General features: G+C 70.2%; 22 protein-coding genes and 1 riboswitch. Of the genes, 11 read left to right on the top strand and 11 right to left on the bottom strand.

Going from position 1 to position 21223, the window contains the following annotated elements:
* Positions 1–48: 48 nt before the first annotated feature.
* Entirely contained in the window at positions 49–759 is a 711-nt protein-coding gene (locus ACTRO_RS42335; protein WP_034272217.1) for a GH12 family glycosyl hydrolase domain-containing protein, read from the bottom strand.
* A 165-nt stretch (positions 760–924) separates the two neighbouring features.
* On the opposite strand from ACTRO_RS42335, the gene ACTRO_RS42330 reads away from it, so the two are divergent.
* On the top strand, positions 925–1281 hold the full coding sequence (locus tag ACTRO_RS42330; protein WP_034272215.1) for a VOC family protein: 357 nt from the start codon (positions 925–927) through the stop codon (positions 1279–1281).
* 33 nt (positions 1282–1314) lie between these two features.
* Here the strand turns inward: ACTRO_RS42330 and ACTRO_RS42325 are convergent, their stop codons facing one another.
* The 4 genes from ACTRO_RS42325 to ACTRO_RS42310 form a co-directional block, all read right to left on the bottom strand.
* Positions 1315–1767, bottom strand: coding sequence for a GNAT family N-acetyltransferase (locus ACTRO_RS42325; RefSeq protein WP_034272213.1), 453 nt, complete (start codon positions 1765–1767; stop codon positions 1315–1317).
* A gap of 3 nt (positions 1768–1770) precedes the next feature.
* The gene (locus ACTRO_RS42320; protein ID WP_034272209.1) at positions 1771–2478 is read right to left on the bottom strand and encodes an alpha/beta fold hydrolase; all 708 of its coding nucleotides are present in this window, start codon (positions 2476–2478) and stop codon (positions 1771–1773) included.
* A 44-nt stretch (positions 2479–2522) separates the two neighbouring features.
* The gene (locus tag ACTRO_RS42315) at positions 2523–3311 is read right to left on the bottom strand and encodes an FHA domain-containing protein (RefSeq protein WP_051452238.1); all 789 of its coding nucleotides are present in this window, start codon (positions 3309–3311) and stop codon (positions 2523–2525) included.
* A 76-nt stretch (positions 3312–3387) separates the two neighbouring features.
* Entirely contained in the window at positions 3388–4143 is a 756-nt protein-coding gene (locus tag ACTRO_RS42310; protein WP_034272206.1) for an FHA domain-containing protein, read from the bottom strand.
* A 148-nt stretch (positions 4144–4291) separates the two neighbouring features.
* Between ACTRO_RS42310 and ACTRO_RS42305 the strand changes: the two genes are divergently transcribed.
* A complete protein-coding gene (locus tag ACTRO_RS42305; RefSeq protein ID WP_084316956.1) occupies positions 4292–5728 on the top strand; it encodes a protein kinase domain-containing protein in 1437 nt (478 codons plus the stop codon).
* On the opposite strand, the gene ACTRO_RS42300 is transcribed toward ACTRO_RS42305, so the two are convergent.
* Positions 5729–6592 carry a bifunctional 5,10-methylenetetrahydrofolate dehydrogenase/5,10-methenyltetrahydrofolate cyclohydrolase gene (locus ACTRO_RS42300; protein WP_034272202.1) on the bottom strand — a complete coding sequence of 288 codons (864 nt, stop codon included), beginning with the start codon at positions 6590–6592 and terminating at the stop codon, positions 5729–5731.
* Between the two features lie 33 nt (positions 6593–6625).
* A riboswitch (ZMP/ZTP riboswitch) is annotated at positions 6626–6718 on the bottom strand.
* 136 nt (positions 6719–6854) lie between these two features.
* Between ACTRO_RS42300 and ACTRO_RS42295 the strand changes: the two genes are divergently transcribed.
* Entirely contained in the window at positions 6855–7223 is a 369-nt protein-coding gene (locus ACTRO_RS42295; protein ID WP_034272200.1) for a ClpX C4-type zinc finger protein, read from the top strand.
* A gap of 70 nt (positions 7224–7293) precedes the next feature.
* Positions 7294–8313 carry a GNAT family N-acetyltransferase gene (locus tag ACTRO_RS50160; protein WP_245594644.1) on the top strand — a complete coding sequence of 340 codons (1020 nt, stop codon included), beginning with the start codon at positions 7294–7296 and terminating at the stop codon, positions 8311–8313.
* 1305 nt (positions 8314–9618) lie between these two features.
* Here the strand turns inward: ACTRO_RS50160 and ACTRO_RS42285 are convergent.
* Complete coding sequence (locus ACTRO_RS42285) at positions 9619–10218, bottom strand: GNAT family N-acetyltransferase (protein WP_034272198.1); 600 nt, start codon at positions 10216–10218, stop codon at positions 9619–9621.
* 9 nt (positions 10219–10227) lie between these two features.
* The gene (locus tag ACTRO_RS42280) at positions 10228–11292 is read right to left on the bottom strand and encodes an NAD(P)/FAD-dependent oxidoreductase (protein WP_157436751.1); all 1065 of its coding nucleotides are present in this window, start codon (positions 11290–11292) and stop codon (positions 10228–10230) included.
* Positions 11293–11336: 44 nt separating this feature from the next.
* On the opposite strand from ACTRO_RS42280, the gene ACTRO_RS42275 reads away from it, so the two are divergent.
* The 3 genes from ACTRO_RS42275 to ACTRO_RS42265 all read left to right on the top strand — a co-directional run bounded on the left by ACTRO_RS42275 (position 11337) and on the right by ACTRO_RS42265 (position 13126).
* Positions 11337–11702 (top strand): hypothetical protein, encoded by a 366-nt coding sequence (locus ACTRO_RS42275; RefSeq protein ID WP_034272195.1) that lies wholly within the window; start codon positions 11337–11339, stop codon positions 11700–11702.
* Positions 11703–11713: 11 nt separating this feature from the next.
* Entirely contained in the window at positions 11714–12301 is a 588-nt protein-coding gene (locus ACTRO_RS42270; RefSeq protein ID WP_034272193.1) for a GrpB family protein, read from the top strand.
* Between the two features lie 138 nt (positions 12302–12439).
* Positions 12440–13126 (top strand): GntR family transcriptional regulator, encoded by a 687-nt coding sequence (locus ACTRO_RS42265; RefSeq protein ID WP_084316955.1) that lies wholly within the window; start codon positions 12440–12442, stop codon positions 13124–13126.
* Positions 13127–13201: 75 nt separating this feature from the next.
* Here ACTRO_RS42265 and ACTRO_RS42260 read toward each other — a convergent pair whose 3' ends face one another.
* A complete protein-coding gene (locus ACTRO_RS42260) occupies positions 13202–14143 on the bottom strand; it encodes a M55 family metallopeptidase (RefSeq protein ID WP_084316954.1) in 942 nt (313 codons plus the stop codon).
* A gap of 275 nt (positions 14144–14418) precedes the next feature.
* Here ACTRO_RS42260 and ACTRO_RS42255 point away from each other — a divergent pair, with 275 nt between their 5' ends.
* From ACTRO_RS42255 to ACTRO_RS42240, 4 genes are all read left to right on the top strand, one after another.
* The gene (locus ACTRO_RS42255) at positions 14419–16398 is read left to right on the top strand and encodes a glycoside hydrolase family 9 protein (protein WP_051452236.1); all 1980 of its coding nucleotides are present in this window, start codon (positions 14419–14421) and stop codon (positions 16396–16398) included.
* 191 nt (positions 16399–16589) lie between these two features.
* Positions 16590–17126, top strand: coding sequence for a GNAT family N-acetyltransferase (locus tag ACTRO_RS42250; RefSeq protein WP_034272189.1), 537 nt, complete (start codon positions 16590–16592; stop codon positions 17124–17126).
* On the top strand, positions 17123–17728 hold the full coding sequence (locus tag ACTRO_RS42245; RefSeq protein ID WP_034279098.1) for a hypothetical protein: 606 nt from the start codon (positions 17123–17125) through the stop codon (positions 17726–17728). The genes ACTRO_RS42250 and ACTRO_RS42245 overlap by 4 nt, the downstream gene beginning before the upstream one ends.
* 154 nt (positions 17729–17882) lie before the next feature.
* Positions 17883–18518, top strand: a complete 636-nt coding sequence (locus ACTRO_RS42240) for a hypothetical protein (protein ID WP_034272187.1) — start codon at positions 17883–17885, stop codon at positions 18516–18518.
* A gap of 72 nt (positions 18519–18590) precedes the next feature.
* Here ACTRO_RS42240 and ACTRO_RS42235 read toward each other — a convergent pair whose 3' ends face one another.
* Both ACTRO_RS42235 and ACTRO_RS42230 read right to left on the bottom strand, forming a co-directional pair.
* Positions 18591–19895: a M20 metallopeptidase family protein gene (locus ACTRO_RS42235; RefSeq protein WP_034272185.1), complete on the bottom strand. Its 1305-nt coding sequence runs from the start codon at positions 19893–19895 to the stop codon at positions 18591–18593.
* Between the two features lie 158 nt (positions 19896–20053).
* Positions 20054–21154: a PP2C family protein-serine/threonine phosphatase gene (locus tag ACTRO_RS42230; RefSeq protein WP_051452235.1), complete on the bottom strand. Its 1101-nt coding sequence runs from the start codon at positions 21152–21154 to the stop codon at positions 20054–20056.
* Positions 21155–21223: the final 69 nt, after the last annotated feature.

Genomic DNA, 21223 nt, shown 5'->3' with positions numbered 1-21223 from the left:
AGTGGGGCCGGAAGGTACCGGGCCCACCGTGAGCTGGGCCTGCCCGGCTCAGCTCGCGGAGGCGGAGTACGAGTTGACGGTGAAGTTCTCCTGCACGTTTCCGGTGCCGCTGATCTCGAAGCCGTACTGGATCGTGGAGAGGGTCGGGTTGGAGAAGTAGCCCTTCGTGTTCTCCATCCACTTGAGCAGATCGAGGATGTTGACCGTGCCGCTGGTCTCGTTCGAGGTGCGCACGAACGAGTAGACGGCGTTGGAGCCGTTGTTGCCCACGTAGACGGTCCAGGTGTTCGAGTCCAGGGTCAGGTTGCCGATCGAGGAGCCGAGCGGGCCGACGTTGCCGACCTTGTCCGTCCAGACCATGACCTCGTACGTGCTCGAGTTGAGCCAGATGTCGTAGGCCGACTCGAAGTTGCCGGACGAGGGCAGCGTCTCGTTGAACGAGCTGGTGGCCTTCGACAGGGAGTTGATGGCCTTGCCGACCGAGAGCGAGGCGTTGGGGTAGGCCTTGACCCCGGAGGTGCTCGGCTGGGTCGAGTAGACGCCCCAGTTGCTGGCGGAATTGACCCAGAGGGTCTGCGAGCCGTGGCCGCTGCCCCACTCGTCGTTGTAGATCGTGTACGAGCCGCTGGTGCACGAGCCGTACTGGGCCGAGGTGGTGCACGTGGCGGCCTGGGCCGGTCCGACGGCGAGCATGGTGGCCGAGCCGACGACCGCGGCGGCCGCGACGGAGCGCAGCAGCCGGTTTCGGGTGCGCGTCATTGCGCTTCCTTCCTGTGTGGGTGGCTTCCGCGTGTGGGTGACACGTCGAAGCGCTTCGAATTCTGCGTCGAGTCCTATGAGCTGTCAATATGAGCGAGAGGAAATTTAAATTCGACGATTGTTCGATGAATGCGTCGAAGCGCTTCGACACCGTATCCTGAGATTATGATCACTGGAGGGCATGTCATCGTGTTCAGTCAGGACCCGGAGGCGGACCGCGCTTTCTTCGACAAGGTCCTGAAATTCCCATACGTGGACGCGGGTGGAGGCTGGCTGATCTTCCAGCTGCCGCCGGCCGAGCTCGCGGTCCACCCCGCCGAGGAGCCGGAGGCGGGCCGGCACGAGCTCTACCTCATGTGCGAGGACATCGAGGGGACGATGGCGGAGCTCACCGGCAAGGGCGTGCGCTTCACCCGTCCGCTCACCGAGCAGCGCTGGGGCAGGGTGACCGGCTTCCGGCTGCCGGGCGGCGGAGAGGTCAGCCTGTACCAGCCGAACCATCCCGGCGCGGCCAAGCTCTGAGGCAGGTGGGTGGCCGGTCGCGTGGCCGCGGGCTTAGTCGAGCGGGCGCTGCAGGAGCTGGCGGGTTGATGCGAAACCCAGCCGCTCGTAGACCGGTACGGCCCGGCGGCCGGAGTGAACGGTCACGCGAACGGCCCCGAGCTGCGTCGCGTGCTGCGCGGCCGCATCGACGACGGCCGAGCCGATCCCCCGGCCTCGGTGCTCCGGCAGCACGAAGACGCTCTGGATGTCCGCGGACAGCCGGTTCGCCGCTCCGGGCCTGGGCACGCGCGGGACGAGCGCGACCCAGGCCATTGCGACGATCTCCGGGCCGGCCAGTCGTGCGACGAAGGCGAAGTGCGCGTCCTCGCGGTCGGCCCACCACTGCGCGAGCTCCGACGCGAAGGCGTCGAGGGAAGACTGAGACGGCTCCTCATGACGGGTGTCCAGCCACTGCAGCCGGGCGAGTTCCGGCACGTCGTTAGTTGTCGCCTCGCTGATCCGCATGTCTCAGGCCCAGCCGTCGAGTGCGGTCATGAACCCGTCGAGGTCGTCGCGGTGGACGGTGTGTCCGGCGCCGGGCACGACACGCACCTCGAAGCCACGCTCCCGCATCGTGGCGGCCTCGTCAGCGGTCAGCATGTAGCTATCGTCGGCGAGCATGATGAGCGAGGGCACCACGGCCGACGCTGGGTGCGCGGCGCGACCGGCCAAGGGGTAGAGCGCGTCGGCGGTTCGGCGGTCCCAGCAGGCGAGCGTGGCGAGCTCGACCTCGACGTCTTCGGGCGCCCAGCGGGGATTCGCGGCGCTGACGGATTCCGCAGTGGCGTTGTCGGCGAACCGCACGAACACGCCCGGGTCGAACTCCTCCAGCGAGGCCCAGCGCCAGGCCGGATCCACGTAGACGGCACGCTCCGGGCGGAGCCCGTCCACGGCCAGCGCGAGCGCGAGGCCGCCGAGCGAGTGTCCGATGGCGAGCGCCGGGCGCTCAGCGAGGTCGTCCACGGTCTCGACGAGGTCGGCGGCGTAAGCGGCGGGCGAGTAGTCCTCGACGTGGGCTGACGCGCCGTGGCCGCGCAGATCCACCGCGACCACGCGGTATCCCCGCTCGGCGAGCGCGGGCCCGACCAGCCGCCACGTCCTGCCGTCGGACAGGATGCCGTGGACGAGCAGGACGACCGGTCCCCGCTCACCCCATTCGCGCGTCGCCAGCCGCATCCGTACTCTCCTCACCTGCTGAAACTCATGCCTCCACACGGAAACTACACCTCGGCGGCGGTTCCTGGCGGCAGCGTCTCATCCTCCAGCAGGTGCAGATCGGACGGCAGCAGGGCGGTGTTGTGAAGCAGGGACCTGATGAGCTGGTGGTTGAGCACACTGCCCTCGACCGCTCCGGCCTCCCCGATGCTGAGCCTTTCGCGGACCGCGTCGACCACGTCGGCGGCGGACCGTGGCGACCAATCCGCCCGCTGGCTCACCCGGTTGAGGTCCTCGGCGACCTGCTTCCAGGAGACCGGATGCGGGTAGCGCTCCTGCCGCAGATACCGTTGCGCCAGCACGACGAGCACGAGCCGCTCGTGCTCGGAGAGCAGGAAGAGCTCGGGCCGGCCGCCGAACCCGAGGGCGTGGGCCGCAGCGGGGTTTTCGCCGCCCCCGACGACGTGCACCTCGAGCAGATAAGAGATCTTACGCGGAGTGCGGATCAGCAGTGGTGTATAGCCGGCAGCGAGCGGCAGACAGCGTCCGGAGAGCACCATCGCGTTGTCGGGCAGACAGATCGGCAGCCTCCCCTCGTTGTGCAGCCACCACTCTCGTCCGTCGAATGTCAGCACGCCATGCAGCCTGCTGATATACGGATCGCGCACTCCGATGGCGACCTGCACCGACGCGCGTCCCCGGCCGAAGCGTACGGCCGCGGTTCCGGGCGGCGCCGCGTAGCCGCCCTCGGCGGCCAGCACGAAGATCGCCCCCGGCGGCCCTTCGGGCACCGCGCTGCGCAGGCGCGTCGTGGCGGCCGGCAGAGCCCGCGGCTCGAAATCCTCGAACTCCAACGCTGTGCTCCTTTCCCGGCCGACCTCTTGAGCAGCCTAAGGAAGGGCAGCGGGGACGGGTCCCCGGTCGGGGCTCTCAGAACTCTTCGTCCTCGCCCAGCAGAGCGAGGTCGAGCGGGGTGAGGGTGGCCGAGCGCAACAGGGCACTGATGAGGTTGTGGTTCAGCGTGTTGCCGACCGGCTCGGGCATCTCGCCGCGCAGGATGTTCGGGATCGGCGCGCGGCCGGTGGCCAGGCGCTGGCGGACGGCGGCCACCACGTGCTCGACCGCGCGGGCGGTCCAGCGGCGTCCGCCGGGGGCGCGGCTGAGATCCGCGGCGGCCTGGCCCCAGGAGACCGGTTGCGGAGCCGGATCCTGGCGCAGGTAGCGCTGGCCGATCGCGACCAGGGCGAGCCGCTCGGTGTCGCTGAGCTCGTATTCGTCCGGCGAGCGGGTCGGGCTCTCCGGCCCGACCTCGGCGCCGGGCCGGGCCGGCCCGCTGACGTGCACCTCGACCAGGTACACGCGGTGCACCGGCGCGCCCACCAGCAGCGGGGTGCAGCCGGTCTTGAGCGGCAGCTCGTGGCCGCTGAGCACCATGGTCTCGTCCACCAGCCGGATCGGCAGCCGGCCGATGTTGCGCAGCCGCCACTGGTAGCCGTCGCACAGCAGCAGGCCCTGGCGGCGGCTGACGTAGGGGTCGTCGACGCCGACGGCGAGGTGTACGTCGTCCCCGCCGCGGCCGAACAGGACCTCGCACTGCGGGCCGAGCTTCTTCTGGTACCGCCGCTCCTCGGCCACCACGAGGATCGTCCCGGCCGGCGTCGCCCCGCCGAATCCCTCGAACCCCATTTCGCTCTCCCTCGGGTTCCTTTGCGGCATCTCGCGCCCACGCTAACGCGCGCGAGGCGGGACCGGTCCCTGGCCGCGGCTGCTGCACTGGTCACGATATCGCCGACGGGAGGGGACGGACATCTGCGGTGTCTGCGACGATGTTTCGGTGCTTCCTGATCCCGCGCCCCGAAATACGAACACTGCCACGGTCATACTGGCGGTGCTGCACGGCGGGACCGGACGCAGCGAGTACGTGTTCGACGAACGTTCGACCTGCCTGATCGGCCGGGGCGAGGACTGCGAGCCGCGGCTGCCGAACGACGACACCCACAAGTCGGTCTCCCGGCACCACTGCCTGCTCGACATCAACCCGCCGGACGTGCGCGTGCGGGATCTCGGCAGCCGCAACGGCACCTTCGTCAACGGCCGGAAGATCGGCCAGCGCGAGGCGCACCACACCCCCGAGCAGGGCCGCGCGCTCGGCTTCCAGGAGCGGGACCTGGTCGACGGGGACGAATTGCGGCTGGGCAAGTCCGTCGCCTTCCGGATCGAGGTGAGCCTTCCGCCGCCCGAGGATCCGGCCACGGTCTTGACGATGATCCCGCCGGGCTGCTCGAAGTGCGGGCGCGAGATCACGCACGAGATCGGCACGAGGTTGGGCGAGTACGTCTGCGCGGACTGCCGGACGGAGCCGGACGCCGTACTCAGGCTGCTGATAGACCTGGCGCAGGACGGCGAGCGGGCGGAGCTCGCGCCGATCGCGCAGTACACGCTGCTTCGGGAACTCGGCCGGGGCGGAATGGGCGCGGTGTACCTGGCGCGGCACCAGCACACCGGGCACGAGGTCGCGCTCAAGCTCATGCTGCCGAAGGTGGCGGCGAACCCCAACGCCCGCAAGCGATTCCTGCGCGAGGTCGCGCTAACCAGGGTCCTGCGACACCCCAATATCGCCGCGCTCTACGAGGACGGGTTCGCCGACGGCGCGTTCTTCTTCACCACCGAATACTGCGCGGGTGGCAGTCTGGACCGGCTGCTGGAGTACCGCGGTGGGCGGCTGTCCGTAGACGAGGCGCTGCGCTACACCCTGGACGTCGCAGCCGGCCTCGAGTACGCGCACGGCCAGGGCGTGGTGCACCGCGATCTGAGCCCCTCGAACGTTCTGCTCGCCAACGGTCCGTGGACGTCGGGCGGCGGATCTGCCGGGTTCACGGCGAAAGTGGGCGACTTCGGCCTGGCCAAGGCCTTCGATCAAGCCGGGCTCAGTGGTCTGACACGCACCGGCACGACCGCCGGCAAGCCCTGGTACATGCCGAGGCAGCAGGTGGTGAACTTCCGGGACGTGCCGTTCGCGGTGGACGTCTGGGCGCTGGCGGCGTGCCTGTACAAGTGCCTGACCGGCGCGTACGTGCGGGACTTCGGAGTGCAGGACCACTGGCACGTGATCCTGCACTCCGCCCCGGTGCCGATCCGGCAGCGTGAGCCGAACGTGCCGGGCGCATTGGCCCAGGTGATCGACTACGCGCTGCAGGAGCAGCCTGCGATCGGTTTCGCGACGGCCCGCGAGTTCGCCGACGCGTTGCGCCGGGCTCGATCAGAGCTCTGATTAAAGCGACCGGCCGAGCTGCTGCGCGGCGGCGCGTACGGTCTGCTCGAGCAGCACGGCGATCGTCATCGGCCCGACGCCGCCAGGGACCGGGGTGATCAGCGATGCGCGGCGGGCGGCGGCCTCGAACTCGACGTCGCCGACATTGCCCGGGCTGTATCCGGCGTCGATCACGACCGCGCCGGACTTGACCCAGCCGCCGCGGATGAGCTCCGGCCGCCCTACCGCCGCCACCAGGACGTCCGCGGATCGGGTGATCTCGGGCAGGTCGACGGTACGTGAGTGGCAGTACGTCACCGTGGCGTCGCCGGCGAGCAGCAGCATGCCGATCGGCTTGCCGAGGATCGGGCTGCGGCCCACCACGACGGCGTGCCGGCCTGCGAGTTCGACCCCGTATTCACGCAGCAGCCGCATGACGCCGCCGGGGGTGCAGGATTGGAAGCCCGGCAGCCCGAAGCTCAACGCGGCGAAGGAGTGCAGGGTGACGCCGTCGACGTCCTTGGCAGGGTCGATGGCCTCGAACACGGCACGCTCGTCGACGGCGGCCGGCGCCGGGTGCTGGACCAGGATGCCGTGCACGTCCGGATCAGCTGACAGGGCACTGACGGCCTCGACCACCTCGGACGTGGTCGCGCTCTGCGGCAGCGCGACGTGGCGCGAGCGGATACCGGCCTTTGCACAGCGGTTCTGCTTCATCCGCACGTAGGTGGCCGAAGCCGGGTCGTCGCCGACCAGAACGGTGGCCAGACACGGCGTCACGCCGGTGTCGCGGGCGAGCGCGGCCGCGTCGCGGGTGGCGGCTTCGAGGATGCGGGCGGCGACGGCGGTGCCGTCCATGAGGCGGGCGGTGGAGGTGAGGGTCATCTCAGTGGCTTTTCCTGGGCTCGGCGCGGTCGCAGTGATCGCCCAGGCGCGCGGCAGGGCGGTGCTGAAACCCGCCGGGCCGCTCCCCGGTGGTAGCCCACCTCAGCGCCAGTCACGGCCCGCGCTCACGCTACCAAGGGCGACGGCGCGGATCGAGGGGATTTCGGTGGCCGACGCGCCGTCAGGCTTGTCAGGATCAACCTGACAAGCTAGCGTCAGCCGTGTCAGGGCGAGCCTGACACGCTGCCGAAGGAGAGCGACGATGACCCAGATTGACGAGGCCGAGCCGATCCGGTGCTCCTTCTGCTCCAAGCCGCACGCGGAGGTGGAGAAGGTCGTCGCCGGGCCGGGCGTCTACATCTGCAACGAGTGCGTGGGCCTGGCCGAGACGATCATCGCCGAGCACATGGGCCGGGCGTCCAGCCCGCGCATGCCGGAATGGGCCGACCTCACCGACGCGGAGATGCTCACCCGCCTGGCCCGGATGGCGCGCACGGCCCAGCAGGTGGAGGCCGGGCTGCGCGAGTGGGTCCAGGAACTGCGCCGCCGCGGGACGACCTGGGCGAAGATCGGCGAGTCGCTGGGGATCAGCCGGCAGTCGGCCTGGGAGCGATTCTCGGGCGAGGAGTGAGCGCGGCACCGGCCCGCAGAACCGGCCGGGTGGTCGATGATGGATCGTGGCCACAGTGAATCTGCGGAAGATGACAGAGATCGAATACGCGGCGGCGACGGAGCATCGCGAGGCCGAATCAGTACGAGTGCTGAGTAAGGTCATGCCGGAGGACCTCGCCGTGGAGCGGGTCCGCCGCGGCACGGCCAGATTCCTCCCCGACGGCCTCGACACCGCCGACCACTACCTCCTGACGGCGGAGAACGAAGCCGGTGAGGCCGTCGGCAACACCTGGATCGGCCCGGACCCCAGCAACGCGAGCGCAGCCTGGGTATACGACCTCAACGTCTTCACGCCCTTCCGGCGCCGCGGCTACGGAACCGCCATCCTCACGGCCGCGGAGGCGTTTCGCCGCCGGCGAGGGCCGAACGGCGTTGGGCCTGAGCGTCGACGGCGACAACGAGGCAGCGATCGCGCTGTATCGCGGTCGAGGGTTCGCCGTGACGTCCATGTCCATGCGGAAGAAGATCCAGGCGACGACGTGACCGGACTGGAGACCGCTATGTCGACAAATGAACATGACCCTATTACTCGAGACCTGATGCACACCTTCGAGGACATCCGTTCCCGCACGTTCGCACGGCTCGAGGGCATGACAGACGCCGAATACCTGTGGCAGCCCGTCCCGGATTGCGTGACCGTGCGCGCCCACTCCGACGGCGTGGTCCGCGCCGACCCTTGCCCGCCGGACTCCGCGGACCCGTCGCCCTTCACCACGATCGCGTGGCGCATGTGGCATATCGGCGCCGACTGCCTGCGCCATTACCGGGCGTTCTTCGAGGACACAGACCTCACCGACGTAAACGTCTGGCCCGGCACGGCGGACGAGGCCGTCCAGGCACTCGCCGACGACTGGGCAAACTTCGAATCCCGCCTCGCGGCCCTCGGCGACAAGCGCCTGCTCGAGCCCATGGGCCCGCGCGCCAAGGCGTTCGCCGAGAAGACCTACCTGCAGCTCGCGCTGTTCGCGCTCGACGAAGCCGCCCACCACGCCGCCGAACTCGGCGTTTTGCGCGACCTCTACGTCCACGGCTTCAAGACGGCTGCCTAGAGCGATTTGATGATCGGCTGAGTGTTGCTGGGAGGTGGTGGTCGGTCGGGTCGGGTGGTTGTTTGGGTGGGGGCGGCCGCTTCGCTTCGCCCGGTTCTTCTGTCCACCCACCCACCCGTTGCGTTGGCGGGGCGAGCTGCGGTTTCAAGACGAAAGTCGCCGCTGGCGGGCCCTTCCTCGGAGAGAGATGCCGGGCTTCGTGGGTGCCGGCGTTGGTGGGACGGGGTGACGTTGGGGGTGGTGGGGTGCCGGGGGTGAGTCTGAGCTGCGCTCGGGCCGAGTCCCGCCCGTGGCCCGGTCGCGCTTGATGCACGATCATGCATCGCCGTTCCGAGCTGCGCTTTTCTTCTCTACCCCTTTCAATGCCGGGAGAGCGCGCCCGAGTTCCCCGGAAATCTTCATGATTTTCGCTTATCCGGCATATACCGTATAAACGACTTTTGTCAGTGCTAGCAGCTAGCATGGAGTCGTACAGGGATCGGGGCTTGTGACGGGAGGGGCGGTGGACGCGGTGGCTGGGCAGATGGCGGCGGGGGCGTGGCCGAGAACGGTGCAGGAATTGTCCTCGTCGTGCGACCGAGCTACGCGATCGTGCGCGGTGCGTGGGCTCCGGGCCGATCGGACCAGGGTGATGCAGAAGCCTTCCGTATCGGGCACGGCCGGGCCTGCGGGATTGTGCCGCGAGATCCGGGATCGGGCTCGATCGCGCCGAGGCCATGCAGGATCTGACATCAAGCGCGACCCGAGCACGCCGACGCTTCGGGCGGATCGATGATTGGGATGGCCGGGTCTAGGTGATGCAGAATCCTTCCGCACCAAGCGCGACCAGGCCACGGGCCGGGACTCGGCCCGAGCGCAGCTCGCACCACTCCCCCAGGGGGTGGGTTCTCTCCTCGGTCGGGCAGGCGAAGCCCGATCAGGGTTCTGCCGGGAGGTCAAGCGGCGCCATGCAAGATCCAGCATCAGCGCAAACCACCGCCGCTTGACCTCCCGGCAGGTTCCTGATTGCCTCCGGGGAACCGACCGAGGAGAGAGCCCACCCCCGACACCCCACCATCCCGAACCCCAACCCGCCCCACCAACGCCAGCACCCACGCAACCCCGGCATCTCTCTCCGAGGGAAGGGTCCGCGCCGGAGGCGAGATCTTGAAACCCCAACCCGCCTCGCCAACGCAACGGGTGGGCGGGTGGTCAGAAGAACCAGGCGACGCGAAGCGCCCGCCCACACCCTGACCCGACATGTCATCCCACACCCCACCAGCGCTCAGTCGATCATCAAATCGCAACAAAGAGCGGTTTTCGGCACTAGTCCAGCGCCAACCGGTCAGCCAGCTTGGTTTTCGCCGCCGCCCACTCGGATCGGTGCATCGCATAGACGAGCAGGTCGCGCCGGGACCCGTCGAGCTTGACCGGCGCCCCGTCCCTGTGCTCCTGGAGTTGGGCTCCGATGCGTGCGAGCGCCGCCTGGGAGCGCGTATTGCCCACGTCGACGCGCCAAAGCACTTTCGCGAAGCCGAGAGTCTCGAACGCGTGCGTCATCGTCAACAGCTTGGTCTCGGTGTTCGCAGCAGTGCGCCACCAGCGTCGGCCGAACCAGGTGCCGCCGATCTCCACGCGCCCCTCCGCCACGTGCCAGCTATGCAGATTCGTCGTTCCGATCGCCGTGCCCTGTGCGCATTCGAATACTGTGAAAGCAATGCGCCGGCCCGCGCCGACTTCCCGCAACCGCTTCGCCACGATCGCAGCGAGCTCCTCTTCACTGACCGGCGTCGGCGCACTCAAATAGCGCCAAACCTCCTCGTCTCCGCCACCGGCCTGGAAGAGGGCTGGGACGTGGTCGAGGGCCAGCGGCTCGAGCCGCACGTGGCGCCCCTCGAGCACGATCGGCACCAGCGTCGCAGGCATGCTCCGACTTTACTCGGCACCACGGTCCCGGCTCAGATCGCCGCGAAGTTGGGGCTGGCAGCGGCGGAGTTCGGTGGGCGGCGTTCCGGTCGTCAACTCCTCCGCGATGAGGCGGCCGAGAGTGGGGGCGAGGGTGATCGCCGAGTGCGTGACGGCGACGTAGGCGGAACAGTCCGGCGCCACGTGGCCGACGATGGGGCCGTTGGCGGGCATCGGGCGTCCGGCGACGTGGTGGCTGAGCAGACGGTAGTCGCTTCCGCCGTCGAAATCCGCGGCCAGGCGCTGCACCGTGCGGCGAGCCTCCGCCGCGACCGACTCATCGGATCGGCCCGCGACGTGCGGGATCGTCAGCAGGAGCTCGCCGTCGCGGACCTCGCGAACCTCATAGTGCGGACCGGCCAGGACCGTCTTAACCAGCCCGGGCGGGGCGGCGACTCGGAGCAGGCAGGCTGCCGAGATGCCGAGAGGCAGTTCGACGCGAAGCGGCCGGCACAGCGCCGCGGTCGCGGGGCCGGTTGCGAGCACGGCGGTCTCGGCCGGAATGTGCCCGGCCGTGGTCGAGACTCCGCGGCCTTCCGGCGGGTCGAGGGAGATGACTTCGGCGCCGAAGATCACCCTGGCTCCGTGAGCTCTCGCACCCCGGATGAGGGCGGCGACCATCGCTGCGGGTTCGACGCCTCCGTCGGTCGCCGTGTGGACGGCTCGGCTCGGCACGTCGGCGAGACAGGGCTCCAGCCGCGCGATCTCCTCCGCCCCGACCAGGGTTTGGCCTGCGTACAACGTCGGCGTCGCACCGCCACCCGTCCACGCCAGCGAGCCGGTCCAGCGCACGGCGAACCCGGGCAGCTCGGCCTCGAGGCGGCGGAAATCCGCGCGCACGTGGGGGCGCAGGTCCTCGGCGCCGCCCGGCCACTCGCCGCCGCAATCGCCGATCCAGGCGAAGGAGTGGCCGGTCACGCCCGTCGCCGGCTCCTTCTCCTGCTCCACCAGAGTCACTGCGGCGCCGCCGCGCGCCAGATGGTAGGCCACTGACGCACCGACGATCCCGGCCCCGACCACGACGAAGTCAGCCATGGCGACGATCATAAGGCGGTTCATGCACCGCGGTACCCTGGCTCGTGGAGTTCACTTCCGGCGGCACCGACGGTCCGCTCTTCGACTTCGAAGCCTGCGACATCGACGGGCCCAACGCGTACGGCTCCCTGCTCGCGGTCGCCGACGCCTTGTCCGTCGCGCAGGCGTTCCACGAGGCGGGTTGGCGGGTCCGCAAGTCGAGCTGGACCGACTTCCAGGTTCAGCACACGTTCGCCGAGATCGAACTCCGCGGCGGGGGCGAGGGCCCGGTCGGCTTCAGCGGCTGCGTCGCGCCCGACCGCGTCGATGATCTCCTGGCCGCGTTCGCCGCGCTCAGCCCTTCCTACAATCTGGAGATCTACGACGAGGTGGGCGACCTCGTCGCCGCCTACTCGACTGCCGACGGATAGGGTCTGAGGCCATGCCGACGTTCGAGGAGATCACCCGTCACCACGAGCCGGATCCCGACGAGGATCCGTGGGTGCAGGGGCCGCCTCCGGCGACCGTGGTCGAAGTCGTGCCGTACGACGAGGACTGGCCGACCCGGTTCGACGCCTTCGCCGCCGGCATCCGGGCGGCCCTCGGGGTCGCAGCCCTGGACGTCGAGCACGTCGGGTCTACGTCGGTGCCCGGGCTTGCCGCCAAGAACGTCATCGACATCGTCCTGACCGTGCCCGATCCGGCGGATGAGGGCGGTTACGTCCCGCACCTGGAGCGGATCGGCTACGCGCTGAACATCCGGGAGCCGTCGTTCCACCAACACCGGTGCCTGGTCTGGGCGGACCCGAGGGCCAATCTGCACGTGTTCGGCCCGGACTGCCCGGAGACCATCAGGCATCGGATGTTCCGCGACTGGCTGCGGGCGCACCCAGAGGACCGCGACGTGTATGAGCAGGCGAAGCTGCGGGCGATTCCCGGCGGCGGCAACGTGATGGACTACAACCGGCGCAAGCAGGACGTGATCCGCGGCATTTACGACCGGATGTTCCGCGCGGCCGGGATGAAGTGACAGGCTGGCGCTATGGGGTCCTTGAAGTGCCGGGTGCTGCCCGCGCGGCCAGGCGACCTCCGGCTTGCCGGATCGTTACCAGCTGGTAGACAGCGCGGGACCGGGGCCCGCTTGGGCGGCGCCACTAGCATGTGACCCATGAGCCGCGCCGACTCCCCCACGGCCGCCGTGACCACGGCGGCGCGCGACGGCGCGGCCCAGGCCCGGGTCGCGGCGGGGCTGCGCACCGCGATCCAGTCCGGCGAGTTCTCACCGGGGGCGCGGCTGGTGGAGGCCGACCTGATGGACCTGTTCGGCGCCTCGCGGGCCGGGGTGCGCCTGGCCTTGGCCGAGCTCGCCGCCGACGGCCTGGTCGAGCGGGTGCAGAACAAGGGCGCGCGGGTGCGCGTCGTCGGGGTCGACGAGGCCGTGGAGATCGTCGAGTGCCGGATGGCGCTCGAGGGCCTGTGCGCGGCCAAGGCGGCCGAGCGGGCGGGCGCGGCCGAGCACGCCGAACTCAGGGCCCTGCTGGCCCGGATGAACGCGGCCACCGAGGCCGGGGACGCGCTGGGCGCCTCGGACCTTGGCCACCAGCTGCACCGGCGGATCCAGGAGATCTCCGGCCAGCACACGGCGCTGCGCACGATCGAGCGGCTGCGCGGGCAGCTCGTGCGCCATCAGTTCCGGCTGGCGCTGCGGCCGGGCCGGGCGCGGCAGTCGCTGGCCGAGCACGCCGCGGTGGTCGAGGCGGTGGCCTCGGGGGATCCGGCCGAGGCGGAGGCGGCGATGCGCGCGCACCTGCGCCAGGTGGCCCGCGAGCTCGGTCCGGGCTCGTCCGCGCGCTGACCGAACGGCGCTGACCGGGCCACACGGACCGAACAGCGCTGAGCGGCCCGAGCACGCGGCCGTCGCAGGCCCCTGCTAAAGCATCCCGAGCAGGATGATGAGCTCGATCACGTTGTAGGCCGTAGGGAAGTCGGGTGCGGAGTAGGCGAGCGTGCAGCCGTCCGCCGCGTCCTTGAACCGCATCCCCGGCACGAGCAGCGCCTGCTCGGCCATCCGCGTCCGGTGCACCCGCACCTCCAGCTCGACCGGCCCGTCGAAGCGGAGTGCGGAGACTTCATCTCGCGAGGCCAGCGCCAGAACCGCCGTCGATTCGATCCGATCGCAGGCCTCTTCGGGGTGCAGGCTGGACGCGGCCCGTGCGCCGAGAGCGCGCTTCACCGTCACCGCGTGGATCCCGGGGGCGACTTCGCCCGCCTCCCGCGCGACGCTCCCGTCGCCGGTGACGAGGACCGGCACGGCTCCGAAATGCGCGGCCAGCGCCACATTGAGGCCGATCTCGCCCAGTGAGCGGCCATTGCAGCGAATATCCCCGATCACTCCGCCGGAGACGGAGTGCGCCAGCACGGAATCCGGCGTGCCCGCCTTGCCGTGATATCCGACGAACAGCACCGCATCGACGCCCGTGTCGATCCCGGCGAGCATTCCGAACGGCTTCGGCGTGCCGCGCAGCAGCTCGCAACGCCGGTCGAGGAGCTCCGGCAGAATATTGCGATACCGCGCATGCGCGTCGCTGACCAGCACCTCCGCGGCGCGGTCGAACTGCAGCACCCCGCGCACCGCGGCGTTGGCCTCGGCCGTCATCAGCCGGCGGTTGCGCTCGTACTCCGGCTGTCCGGGGCTGATGTCGTCCGGGTCGACCACGCCGGCGACGCCCTCCATGTCGACAGATATCAGAACTCGCATATGCTGCCACCCCTCCCTCGTCAACCGCTGAGCCCGTGATCCGAGGCCATGGACCGGCTCGCCGTGCAGACTACCGTGAGCCACAACCACTGCCACGACATCCACACCGATCATCACGAAGCCGTCTGCCTCACCACAATCTGGGCGCTCGCGCCCTAGCCGAGTTCTAGCCATAGGACGGTCGCGGTGGCCGAGGCTGCACGCGCCGAACTGACCGTGCATCAGCTTCGGGCGCGCGAGCGCGCCGCGACGCCCGGCCCGAGGTGGCGACGCCCGGGGCAAGGGATTGGTACACACGGAGCGAAACTCTTGACAAGCCTTCAGGCGCGGGCCGATAGTACTGGACAGTTAGTAAGACTTCCTTACTAGACCCTTCCCCTGGAGTGTCCATGACCGAGTCGGACCGGATCCCTGCTGACCTCTCCCGTCGAAGCATCCTGCGGCGCTCCGCGGCCGTGGCCGCCGGCGGCGCGGCGGTGGCCGCGCTCTCCCCCGCCACCTCGGCGTTCGCCAGCTCGGCGGGGGCGGCGGACAGCGATACCGCCAAGCTGGGGGCGCTGCAGGTGTTCACGAACAACATCGGCTACGAGGCGAGCAGCCTCAAGCGGTTCGTGATCGGCGCCGGCGCGCGGCCTGCCACGTCCTCATCCGCCCTGGCCTACCAGATCTACGACACCGCGAGCGGCAAAGCCGTCTTCAGCGGCAAGGCCGCCTTCTCCGGCCCGGTCGAGCAGTGGGCCGACGAGAACTCCCCCGCCGTGCCCGCGTACTACTGGTCCGGCGACTTCTCGAAGCTCACGAAGGCGGGCCAGTACGTCATCGTCATCCCCGACGCGGCCGGCGCCCCGGGCATTTCCGGCGTCTCGATTCCGTTCTTGATCGAAACGGACCTCTACGAGCAGCACGCGCTCTCGCACGTCATCCACTACTTCAAGGGTTCGCGCAGCTCGGGCCAGTTCGACAAGGCCGACGCGCATCTGCCCATCGGGGCCGCGGACGGCACCGACTTTGTCGACGTCTCCGGCGGCTGGTACGACGCCGCGGGCGACTTCGGCATCCACTTCAGCCAGGTCTTCCAGGGACCGGCCGCGCCCTTCCTCATCACCACCTCGGTGCCGCTCACCGCCTGGGCGCTGTTCGCGTCCTACGAGGCGCTGAACGGCCGCAAGGACACCAACTTCACCCAGCTGTGCAACTGGACGCTCGACGAGGCGATGTTCGGCGCCGACTTCCTGGTCCGGATGAAGGCGCCGGACGGCTCCTTCTACTTCTCGATCCGGCAGAACGAGACCAACCGGCTGCAGCAGCCCGAAGCCCCGGCGCAGCGGTGGCTCGCCGCCAAGCAGACCGACACCGGCTGGGACCCCACGCAGGTGAGCTTCCGGATGGGCGGCGGCACCGCGATCGCCGCCCTCGCCGCCGCGAGCAAGTACAAGGTCTCCGGCGCCTTCACGAACGCGCAGTACCTGGCGGCTGCCGAGGACGCCTTCGCCTACCTGCAGGCCAACAACGTCGAGCTCAACGGCGGCCTGCCGGACAACATCCTCGACGACTGCGAAGCCCTGATCGCCGCCACCGAGCTCACCAAGGCGACGAAGAAGGCCGAGTACCGCACTGTTGCCAAGGCCCGCGCGAAGAGCCTCGCCGCACGCCTCGCTTCAGGCGACGGGCACAAGAACTACTGGAACGCCGACGGCGCCGGCCGCCCGTTCTTCCACCCCAGCAACGCCGGGCTCCCCGTCGTCAGCCTCCTGAACTACCTGAAGGTGGCCAGCAGCGCCGAGCGCACGACGCTGCTCGACGCGGTGCGCAAGTCCCTGGCCTTCGAGCTGGCCACCACCAAGGAAGTGGCCAACCCGTTCGGCTACGCCCGGCAGCTCGTGCAGCTGTCCGACGGCACCCGGTTCACCACCTTCTTCTACCCGCAGGACGTCTCGCCCTCCACCCAGGCGGGCGGCTGGTTCCAGGGTGAGAACGCGCGAATCGCCTCCCTCGCCGCTGCGGCGCGCCTGGCGGCCACCTTCTTCCCCGACGACGCGTTCGCCGTGCAGCTCCAGTCCTACGCCGACGACCAGCTCAACTGGATCTGCGGCTTGAACCCGTACGCGTCGTGCATGCTCAACGGGTCCGGGAGCAACAACCCGGCCTACTACGACGCGCTCGGCACCTGGCAGTTCCTGCCGCAGGCCGGTGGCATCAACAACGGTATATGCGGCAAGACGACTGAGGGCCTCGGCATCATGTACGAGCCCGGATACCGTGCGGACGGCTTCGAGAAGGACTGGGCCGAGGACTGGCGCCGGATGGAGCAGTGGCTTCCGCACTCCACCTGGTTCCTCTACGCGGCCGCGCTCGGCGGCGCCGCCTAAGCCGCACCGTCAGACGCGTCAGACGTGTCAGACGTGTCAGAAACGTTAGACACGTCGGACACTGATCGGGGCGCGGTGCCGCGGCACCGCGCCCCGATCTGTGCCGAGCGCTCAGCATCACGCCAGGTCGCCGCGCGGGGAGAGGCGGGAACCCGCGCGCGTCACCCATCCCCGTGTGCGAGGATCGGGGCATGAGCGAGTCAGCGGCCAAGCACGTCACGCTGCGGCCGATCGAGGCGGCGGACTGGCCGGCCGTGCACGAGTGGGCGAGCCTGCCGGAGACGTGCCGCTTCCAGCCGTGGGGGCCGAACACCGAGGACGAGACGCGCGCCTTCGTCGCCGCGGCGGCTGCCACTGGGGATGCCAGGCCTCAGACGCGCTACTCCTACCTCGCGCTGACCGACGGCCGGGTGATCGGGGCGGGCGAGGTCAAAGTGCGCAACGCGGAGCACCGCCACGGCGAGATCAGTTACATCCTGCACCCCTCCGTCTGGCGGCAGGGCTACGGGACGGCGCTGGCTCGGGCGCTGCTCGGGGTCGGCTTCGACGAACTCGGGTTCCACCGGATGATGGCGACCTGCGACCCGCGCAACCTCGGATCGGCCGGCGTGCTCACCAACGCAGGACTCGTCTACGAGGGACGGATGCGCGAGGCGCTGCTGCTCGACTCCGGTTGGCGCGACTCGTCGTTCTACAGCATCCTCGAGTCCGAGTGGACGGCGCGATGACGCTGCCTCCGGTGCCTCTCGGCGTCGCCGAGTTCCAGCTCGTCCTGCTTCGGCGGATGGCCGACTACCAGCCCGAGCTGGTCGAGTCGGCGCGCAAGTCGCTCGGCTTCTCCGCCACCGACATGCGTGCGGTCAACGCGCAGTGGCAGCGCATGCTGCGGTCCCGGCACTCGCGCGGGCCGGTCGGGATGCTGCGCGGGGTGCTCGGGGAGCCGGTGGCGAGGGTGCAGCGGCATATCGGGGATCTGACCTGCCCGGCACTGCAGTGGACGCTGCCCCTGTGGCCGACGCTTCGGTTCGAGGCGCTGACCGGGCCGGGCGGCATGCTGCTGACCGAGCACCTGGTGCGCGGCCCGGGCTCGCCGCGGCCGACGCTGCGCCACCTCGGCGACCTGCGGCCGTGGTCGTGCGTGCTCGGCGACGTCGCCACCGCGTTCGGGCCGCTGCGGCATCTCGAGGGCTCGGCGCCTACCCGCGATCTCGCCCTCGCGCGAGTGCCGGACGAGCCGGACGAGCAACCCGGCACCCCGAGTTCGATGATCGCGTGCGAGTTCGTCTACGGGCTGTTGCAGCTCGCGCGAAAGCACGATGTGCGCCCTTGAGCCAGAGGCTTTATGCTCCTGTCTCAGCGTCGCGCCACTCGGCGACGGAATGGTGTCGTTCGGCTTAGCCACCACGGCTCTCCCGTTCCCACATCGGGGCAACGGGGAATAATGCCCCTGTTTTCCGCGTGAGCGGACTTATCAGGGAGGGTATATGGACCTTACCAAACTCGGGCGCACCGAACGGGTGCTCTCGGCGGCCGGACTGCTCGCGTTCATCTTCAGTTTCCTGCCCTGGTGGGGCGGCACCGTCGACGGCTACTCCGGCTCCGAGAACGGCTGGAGCACCCCGAGCGGCTTCAACGACTGGTTCCCAGTCCTGCTGCTGCTCGTCTACGGCGTCATCCTGGCCCTGCCGGCGCTCGGCGTACAGGTCAACCTGCCGTTCCTGGCTAGCGCGGCGAACCGGGCGTTCGTCGGCCTGGTGCTCTCCGCGCTGGGCGTGCTGCTCTGGGCGATCCAGGGCCTGACCTACCCGAGCCTGCACGACATCGCGGGGGTCGCCCTCTCCGGGTCGGTGGGCCCGGAGTGGGGCTACTACGTCACCCTGGTGATCGGGCTGGGCGCGCTGGTCCAGAGCTACCTGGGCTTCACTCAGGCGGGCGGTTCGCTCGCGCAGGTGGGCGCGATGTTCAAGGCCCGCACGCAGGCCATCCAGCAGCAGCAGGGGCAGCCGTACGGGGCGGCGCCGCAGCAGGGGCAGCCCTACGGCCAGCCGCAGCAGCCGTACGCGCAGCCGCAGGCCCCCTACGGCGACCAGCCGCCGCAGCAGCCGCCGGCCGGTTCCTGACCTTCCGTGGGCGAACGCCCTTCACGGCCCGGCCGTGAAGGGCGTTCGCGTTCTTCCATCAGCTCTTTCCCATCAGCTCTCTTCGACCAGCGTGCCGGCCAGGTGGTCGGCCGCGACGTGCGCGTGCAGACGGACGCCGGCGACGAGGGTGTCTTCGTCCACGTAGAAAGCCGGATCGTGGTTGTACGCCACGCCTCGGCCGCCGGTCGTGGGCACCGGCGTACCGTCCGAGCCGAATTCGAGGTCTTGCACGCCGAGCATGACGCAGAGCCCGCCGAAGCGGTTGATGAACTCTGATACGTCGTCGTAGCCGAGGGTCGCCGGGGTGGGCACGACCTTCTCCTCGCCGACGACGCGGCAGAAGGTGGGCAGCGCGGCCCGCACCCACTGCGCGCTGTTGTGCACGGCCGGGACGTCCTGCAGGTACTCGACCGCGGCCGTGCAGTGGTAGGCCTCCGCGCTGTGCTGTGCCAGGGTCCGCAGACGCCGCTGCGCCTCGGCCATGTCGGGCTCGGCCGCGCAGCGGATCGTGCCCCAGAGCGTGACCGTCTCCCCGATGACGTTGAACCGGCCCGCGTCCTCGACGTGCCCGATGCTGACCGTCACCGGGTCGAAGGCGCTCAGCTGCCGGTAGATCTGGCCGATGCCGGTGAGGATCGCGCCGGCGGCGGGCATCGGGTCCACGCCCTGCCACGGGGCCGAGCCGTGCGCCTGCACGCCGGTGATCAGGATCCTGACGAGGCAGGAGGCGCCGAACTGGTCGCCCACCCGGTAGCCGAGCACGCCCTTGGGCAGCGGGGCCACGTGCAGCCCGAACACCATCGTCGGCCGCGGCTCGGCCAGGGCGCCTTCGGCGAGCATCGCACGGGCACCGCCCTGCTCGGCCACCGGCGGCCCCTCCTCGGCCGGCTGGAAGACGAACAGCACCGTGCCGGAGAGCCGGTCGCGCGCCCCGGCGAGCACGGTCGCCGCGCCGAGCAGCATCGCGGTGTGGGCGTCGTGGCCGCAGGCGTGCGAGACCGGGAACGGGCCGCCGGGATAGTCGAGGTCGATGACGTGCGAGGCGAAGTCCTGCCCGCACAGGTCCCGCACCGGCAGCGCGTCGATGTCCGCCCGCAGCGCCACCACCCGGCCGGCGGCCGCGCCCGGGCCGTGGGCGCCGCCGCGCAGCACGCCGACGACTCCGTGGCCGGCGATGCCGGTGCGCACCTCGTCGAGGCCGAGGGATTCGAGTTCGCGGGCGATGAGCGCGGCAGTCTCGACCTCGCGGTTGGGCAGCTCCGGGTGCTGATGCAGGTGCCGGCGCCAGCCGATGACCCGGGCGGCGACGTCCGCGGCGGCCCGGTCCAGCGCGGCGTGCAGCTCGTCGTCGGCCATGGCAGGACTCCGCTTCGTCCGGTCCGTCAGATCGTGGCGAGGCGGGGTGGGCCTCGGTGACGACGGTAAGCGCCCGGCCGCACCGGCCGCGCCCGGGGTGCGCCGGACGGGCTACCGGCCGGGCTTGCCGGCCGGCGCCGTGCCCAGGGCACGCCGCCCTACTCCGCTTGCATCGCGCGGCTCAGGCTCAGGATGGCGATGTCGTCGACCTGGCCGCCGTCGGAGAACAGCCTCAGGTCGTCGCGCAGCGCCTCGGGCACCTGATCGGGCGTCAGGTGCTCGGCGGTACGCACGGCGCGCTCGGTGGGGTAGAACTCGCCGCTGCTGGCCCGGGCCTCGGTCAGGCCGTCGGTGTAGAGCAGCAGCGACTCGCCGGGCAGCAGTTCGAACTCGCTCGGCGCCCGCGGGCGCCGGGCCAGGTCGGACATGCCGAGCGGCAGGCCGTTGTCGGGGAACTCGACGACCCGCGGTCCGCCGGTCCGGCCGAGCAGGATCGGCGGGAGGTGGCCGCAGTTGATCGCGGCCACGCCGGGGCGGCGGTCCGCGTCGAGGTGCAGGATGAGCGCGGTGGCGTAGCGCTCGTCGCGGCCGGAGCGGGCGGCGAAGACGTTGTGGCGGACCACGGCCGACTCGAGCGCGTCGACCACGCCGCCGAGCTCCGGCTCCCGGTAGGCCGCTTCGCGGAAGGCGCCGATGATGCCGAAGGCGGTGCCGATCGCGGGCAGGCCCTTGCCCTGTACGTCGCCGATGAGCACGCGGGTGCCGTACGGGCTGGCGACCACGTCGTACACGTCGCCGCCGACCAGTTTGTCCTCGTGCATGGGTTCGTACACGCCGCCGACCACGGCCTCCGCGGTGCGCTGCGGCAGTGGCGCCAGAATCTCCCGCTGCATGGCGGTGGCGGTGATGCGCAGCCGCATCATCTCCCGGTCGCGCGCGGTGCGGCGGTGGCAGACGTACACGGCGGCGAAGCACAGCAGCAGGGTCAGGACGATCATGAAGGTGGAGTCGGAGCGCCGCGGATCGGGAAAGTAGAGTACGGAGGCGATGGTGGCCCCGAAGACCCAGGAGGCGACGAACACGGTCTGGCGCACCGTGCCGAGGCCGGCCACGATGCCCGGCAGGAAGGCGAGCAGCCCCACCAGCCGCAGGTCGTTGCCCACCGTGACGCCCAGCCCGAGCAGGACCGTGGTCAGCACGATCGTCCAGGTCAGGAAGGTCGGCAGGGCCGGCGGCTGGGCGGCGACTGGTTCGGACATAACGTACGGATGGTAGCCGACCGGACACCGCGGCGAGTCGAGTCCGCCGGCCGCCGCGTGTCGGACGGC

The sequence above is a fragment of the Actinospica robiniae DSM 44927 genome, from assembly GCF_000504285.1.
GTDB classification, from domain to species: Bacteria; Actinomycetota; Actinomycetes; order Streptomycetales; family Catenulisporaceae; genus Actinospica; species Actinospica robiniae.
Note: the sequence above shows the minus strand (reverse complement) of the source record. Positions and strands in the feature narration are given on the sequence as shown.

Bases quoted from the DNA above. Each gene is read 5' to 3' on its own strand.
- ACTRO_RS42335 (WP_034272217.1), bottom strand. From the start codon at position 759: ATGACGCGCACCCGAAACCGGCTGCTGCGCTCCGTCGCGGCCGCCGCG.
- ACTRO_RS42330 (WP_034272215.1), top strand. From the start codon at position 925: ATGATCACTGGAGGGCATGTCATCGTGTTCAGTCAGGACCCGGAGGCG.
- ACTRO_RS42325 (WP_034272213.1), bottom strand. From the start codon at position 1,767: ATGCGGATCAGCGAGGCGACAACTAACGACGTGCCGGAACTCGCCCGG.
- ACTRO_RS42320 (WP_034272209.1), bottom strand. From the start codon at position 2,478: ATGCGGCTGGCGACGCGCGAATGGGGTGAGCGGGGACCGGTCGTCCTG.
- ACTRO_RS42310 (WP_034272206.1), bottom strand. From the start codon at position 4,143: ATGGGGTTCGAGGGATTCGGCGGGGCGACGCCGGCCGGGACGATCCTC.
- ACTRO_RS42300 (WP_034272202.1), bottom strand. From the start codon at position 6,592: ATGACCCTCACCTCCACCGCCCGCCTCATGGACGGCACCGCCGTCGCC.
- ACTRO_RS42295 (WP_034272200.1), top strand. From the start codon at position 6,855: ATGACCCAGATTGACGAGGCCGAGCCGATCCGGTGCTCCTTCTGCTCC.
- ACTRO_RS50160 (WP_245594644.1), top strand. From the start codon at position 7,294: ATGACAGAGATCGAATACGCGGCGGCGACGGAGCATCGCGAGGCCGAA.
- ACTRO_RS42285 (WP_034272198.1), bottom strand. From the start codon at position 10,218: ATGCCTGCGACGCTGGTGCCGATCGTGCTCGAGGGGCGCCACGTGCGG.
- ACTRO_RS42280 (WP_157436751.1), bottom strand. From the start codon at position 11,292: ATGGCTGACTTCGTCGTGGTCGGGGCCGGGATCGTCGGTGCGTCAGTG.
- ACTRO_RS42270 (WP_034272193.1), top strand. From the start codon at position 11,714: ATGCCGACGTTCGAGGAGATCACCCGTCACCACGAGCCGGATCCCGAC.
- ACTRO_RS42265 (WP_084316955.1), top strand. From the start codon at position 12,440: ATGAGCCGCGCCGACTCCCCCACGGCCGCCGTGACCACGGCGGCGCGC.
- ACTRO_RS42260 (WP_084316954.1), bottom strand. From the start codon at position 14,143: ATGATCGGTGTGGATGTCGTGGCAGTGGTTGTGGCTCACGGTAGTCTG.
- ACTRO_RS42255 (WP_051452236.1), top strand. From the start codon at position 14,419: ATGACCGAGTCGGACCGGATCCCTGCTGACCTCTCCCGTCGAAGCATC.
- ACTRO_RS42250 (WP_034272189.1), top strand. From the start codon at position 16,590: ATGAGCGAGTCAGCGGCCAAGCACGTCACGCTGCGGCCGATCGAGGCG.
- ACTRO_RS42245 (WP_034279098.1), top strand. From the start codon at position 17,123: ATGACGCTGCCTCCGGTGCCTCTCGGCGTCGCCGAGTTCCAGCTCGTC.
- ACTRO_RS42240 (WP_034272187.1), top strand. From the start codon at position 17,883: ATGGACCTTACCAAACTCGGGCGCACCGAACGGGTGCTCTCGGCGGCC.
- ACTRO_RS42235 (WP_034272185.1), bottom strand. From the start codon at position 19,895: ATGGCCGACGACGAGCTGCACGCCGCGCTGGACCGGGCCGCCGCGGAC.
- ACTRO_RS42230 (WP_051452235.1), bottom strand. From the start codon at position 21,154: ATGTCCGAACCAGTCGCCGCCCAGCCGCCGGCCCTGCCGACCTTCCTG.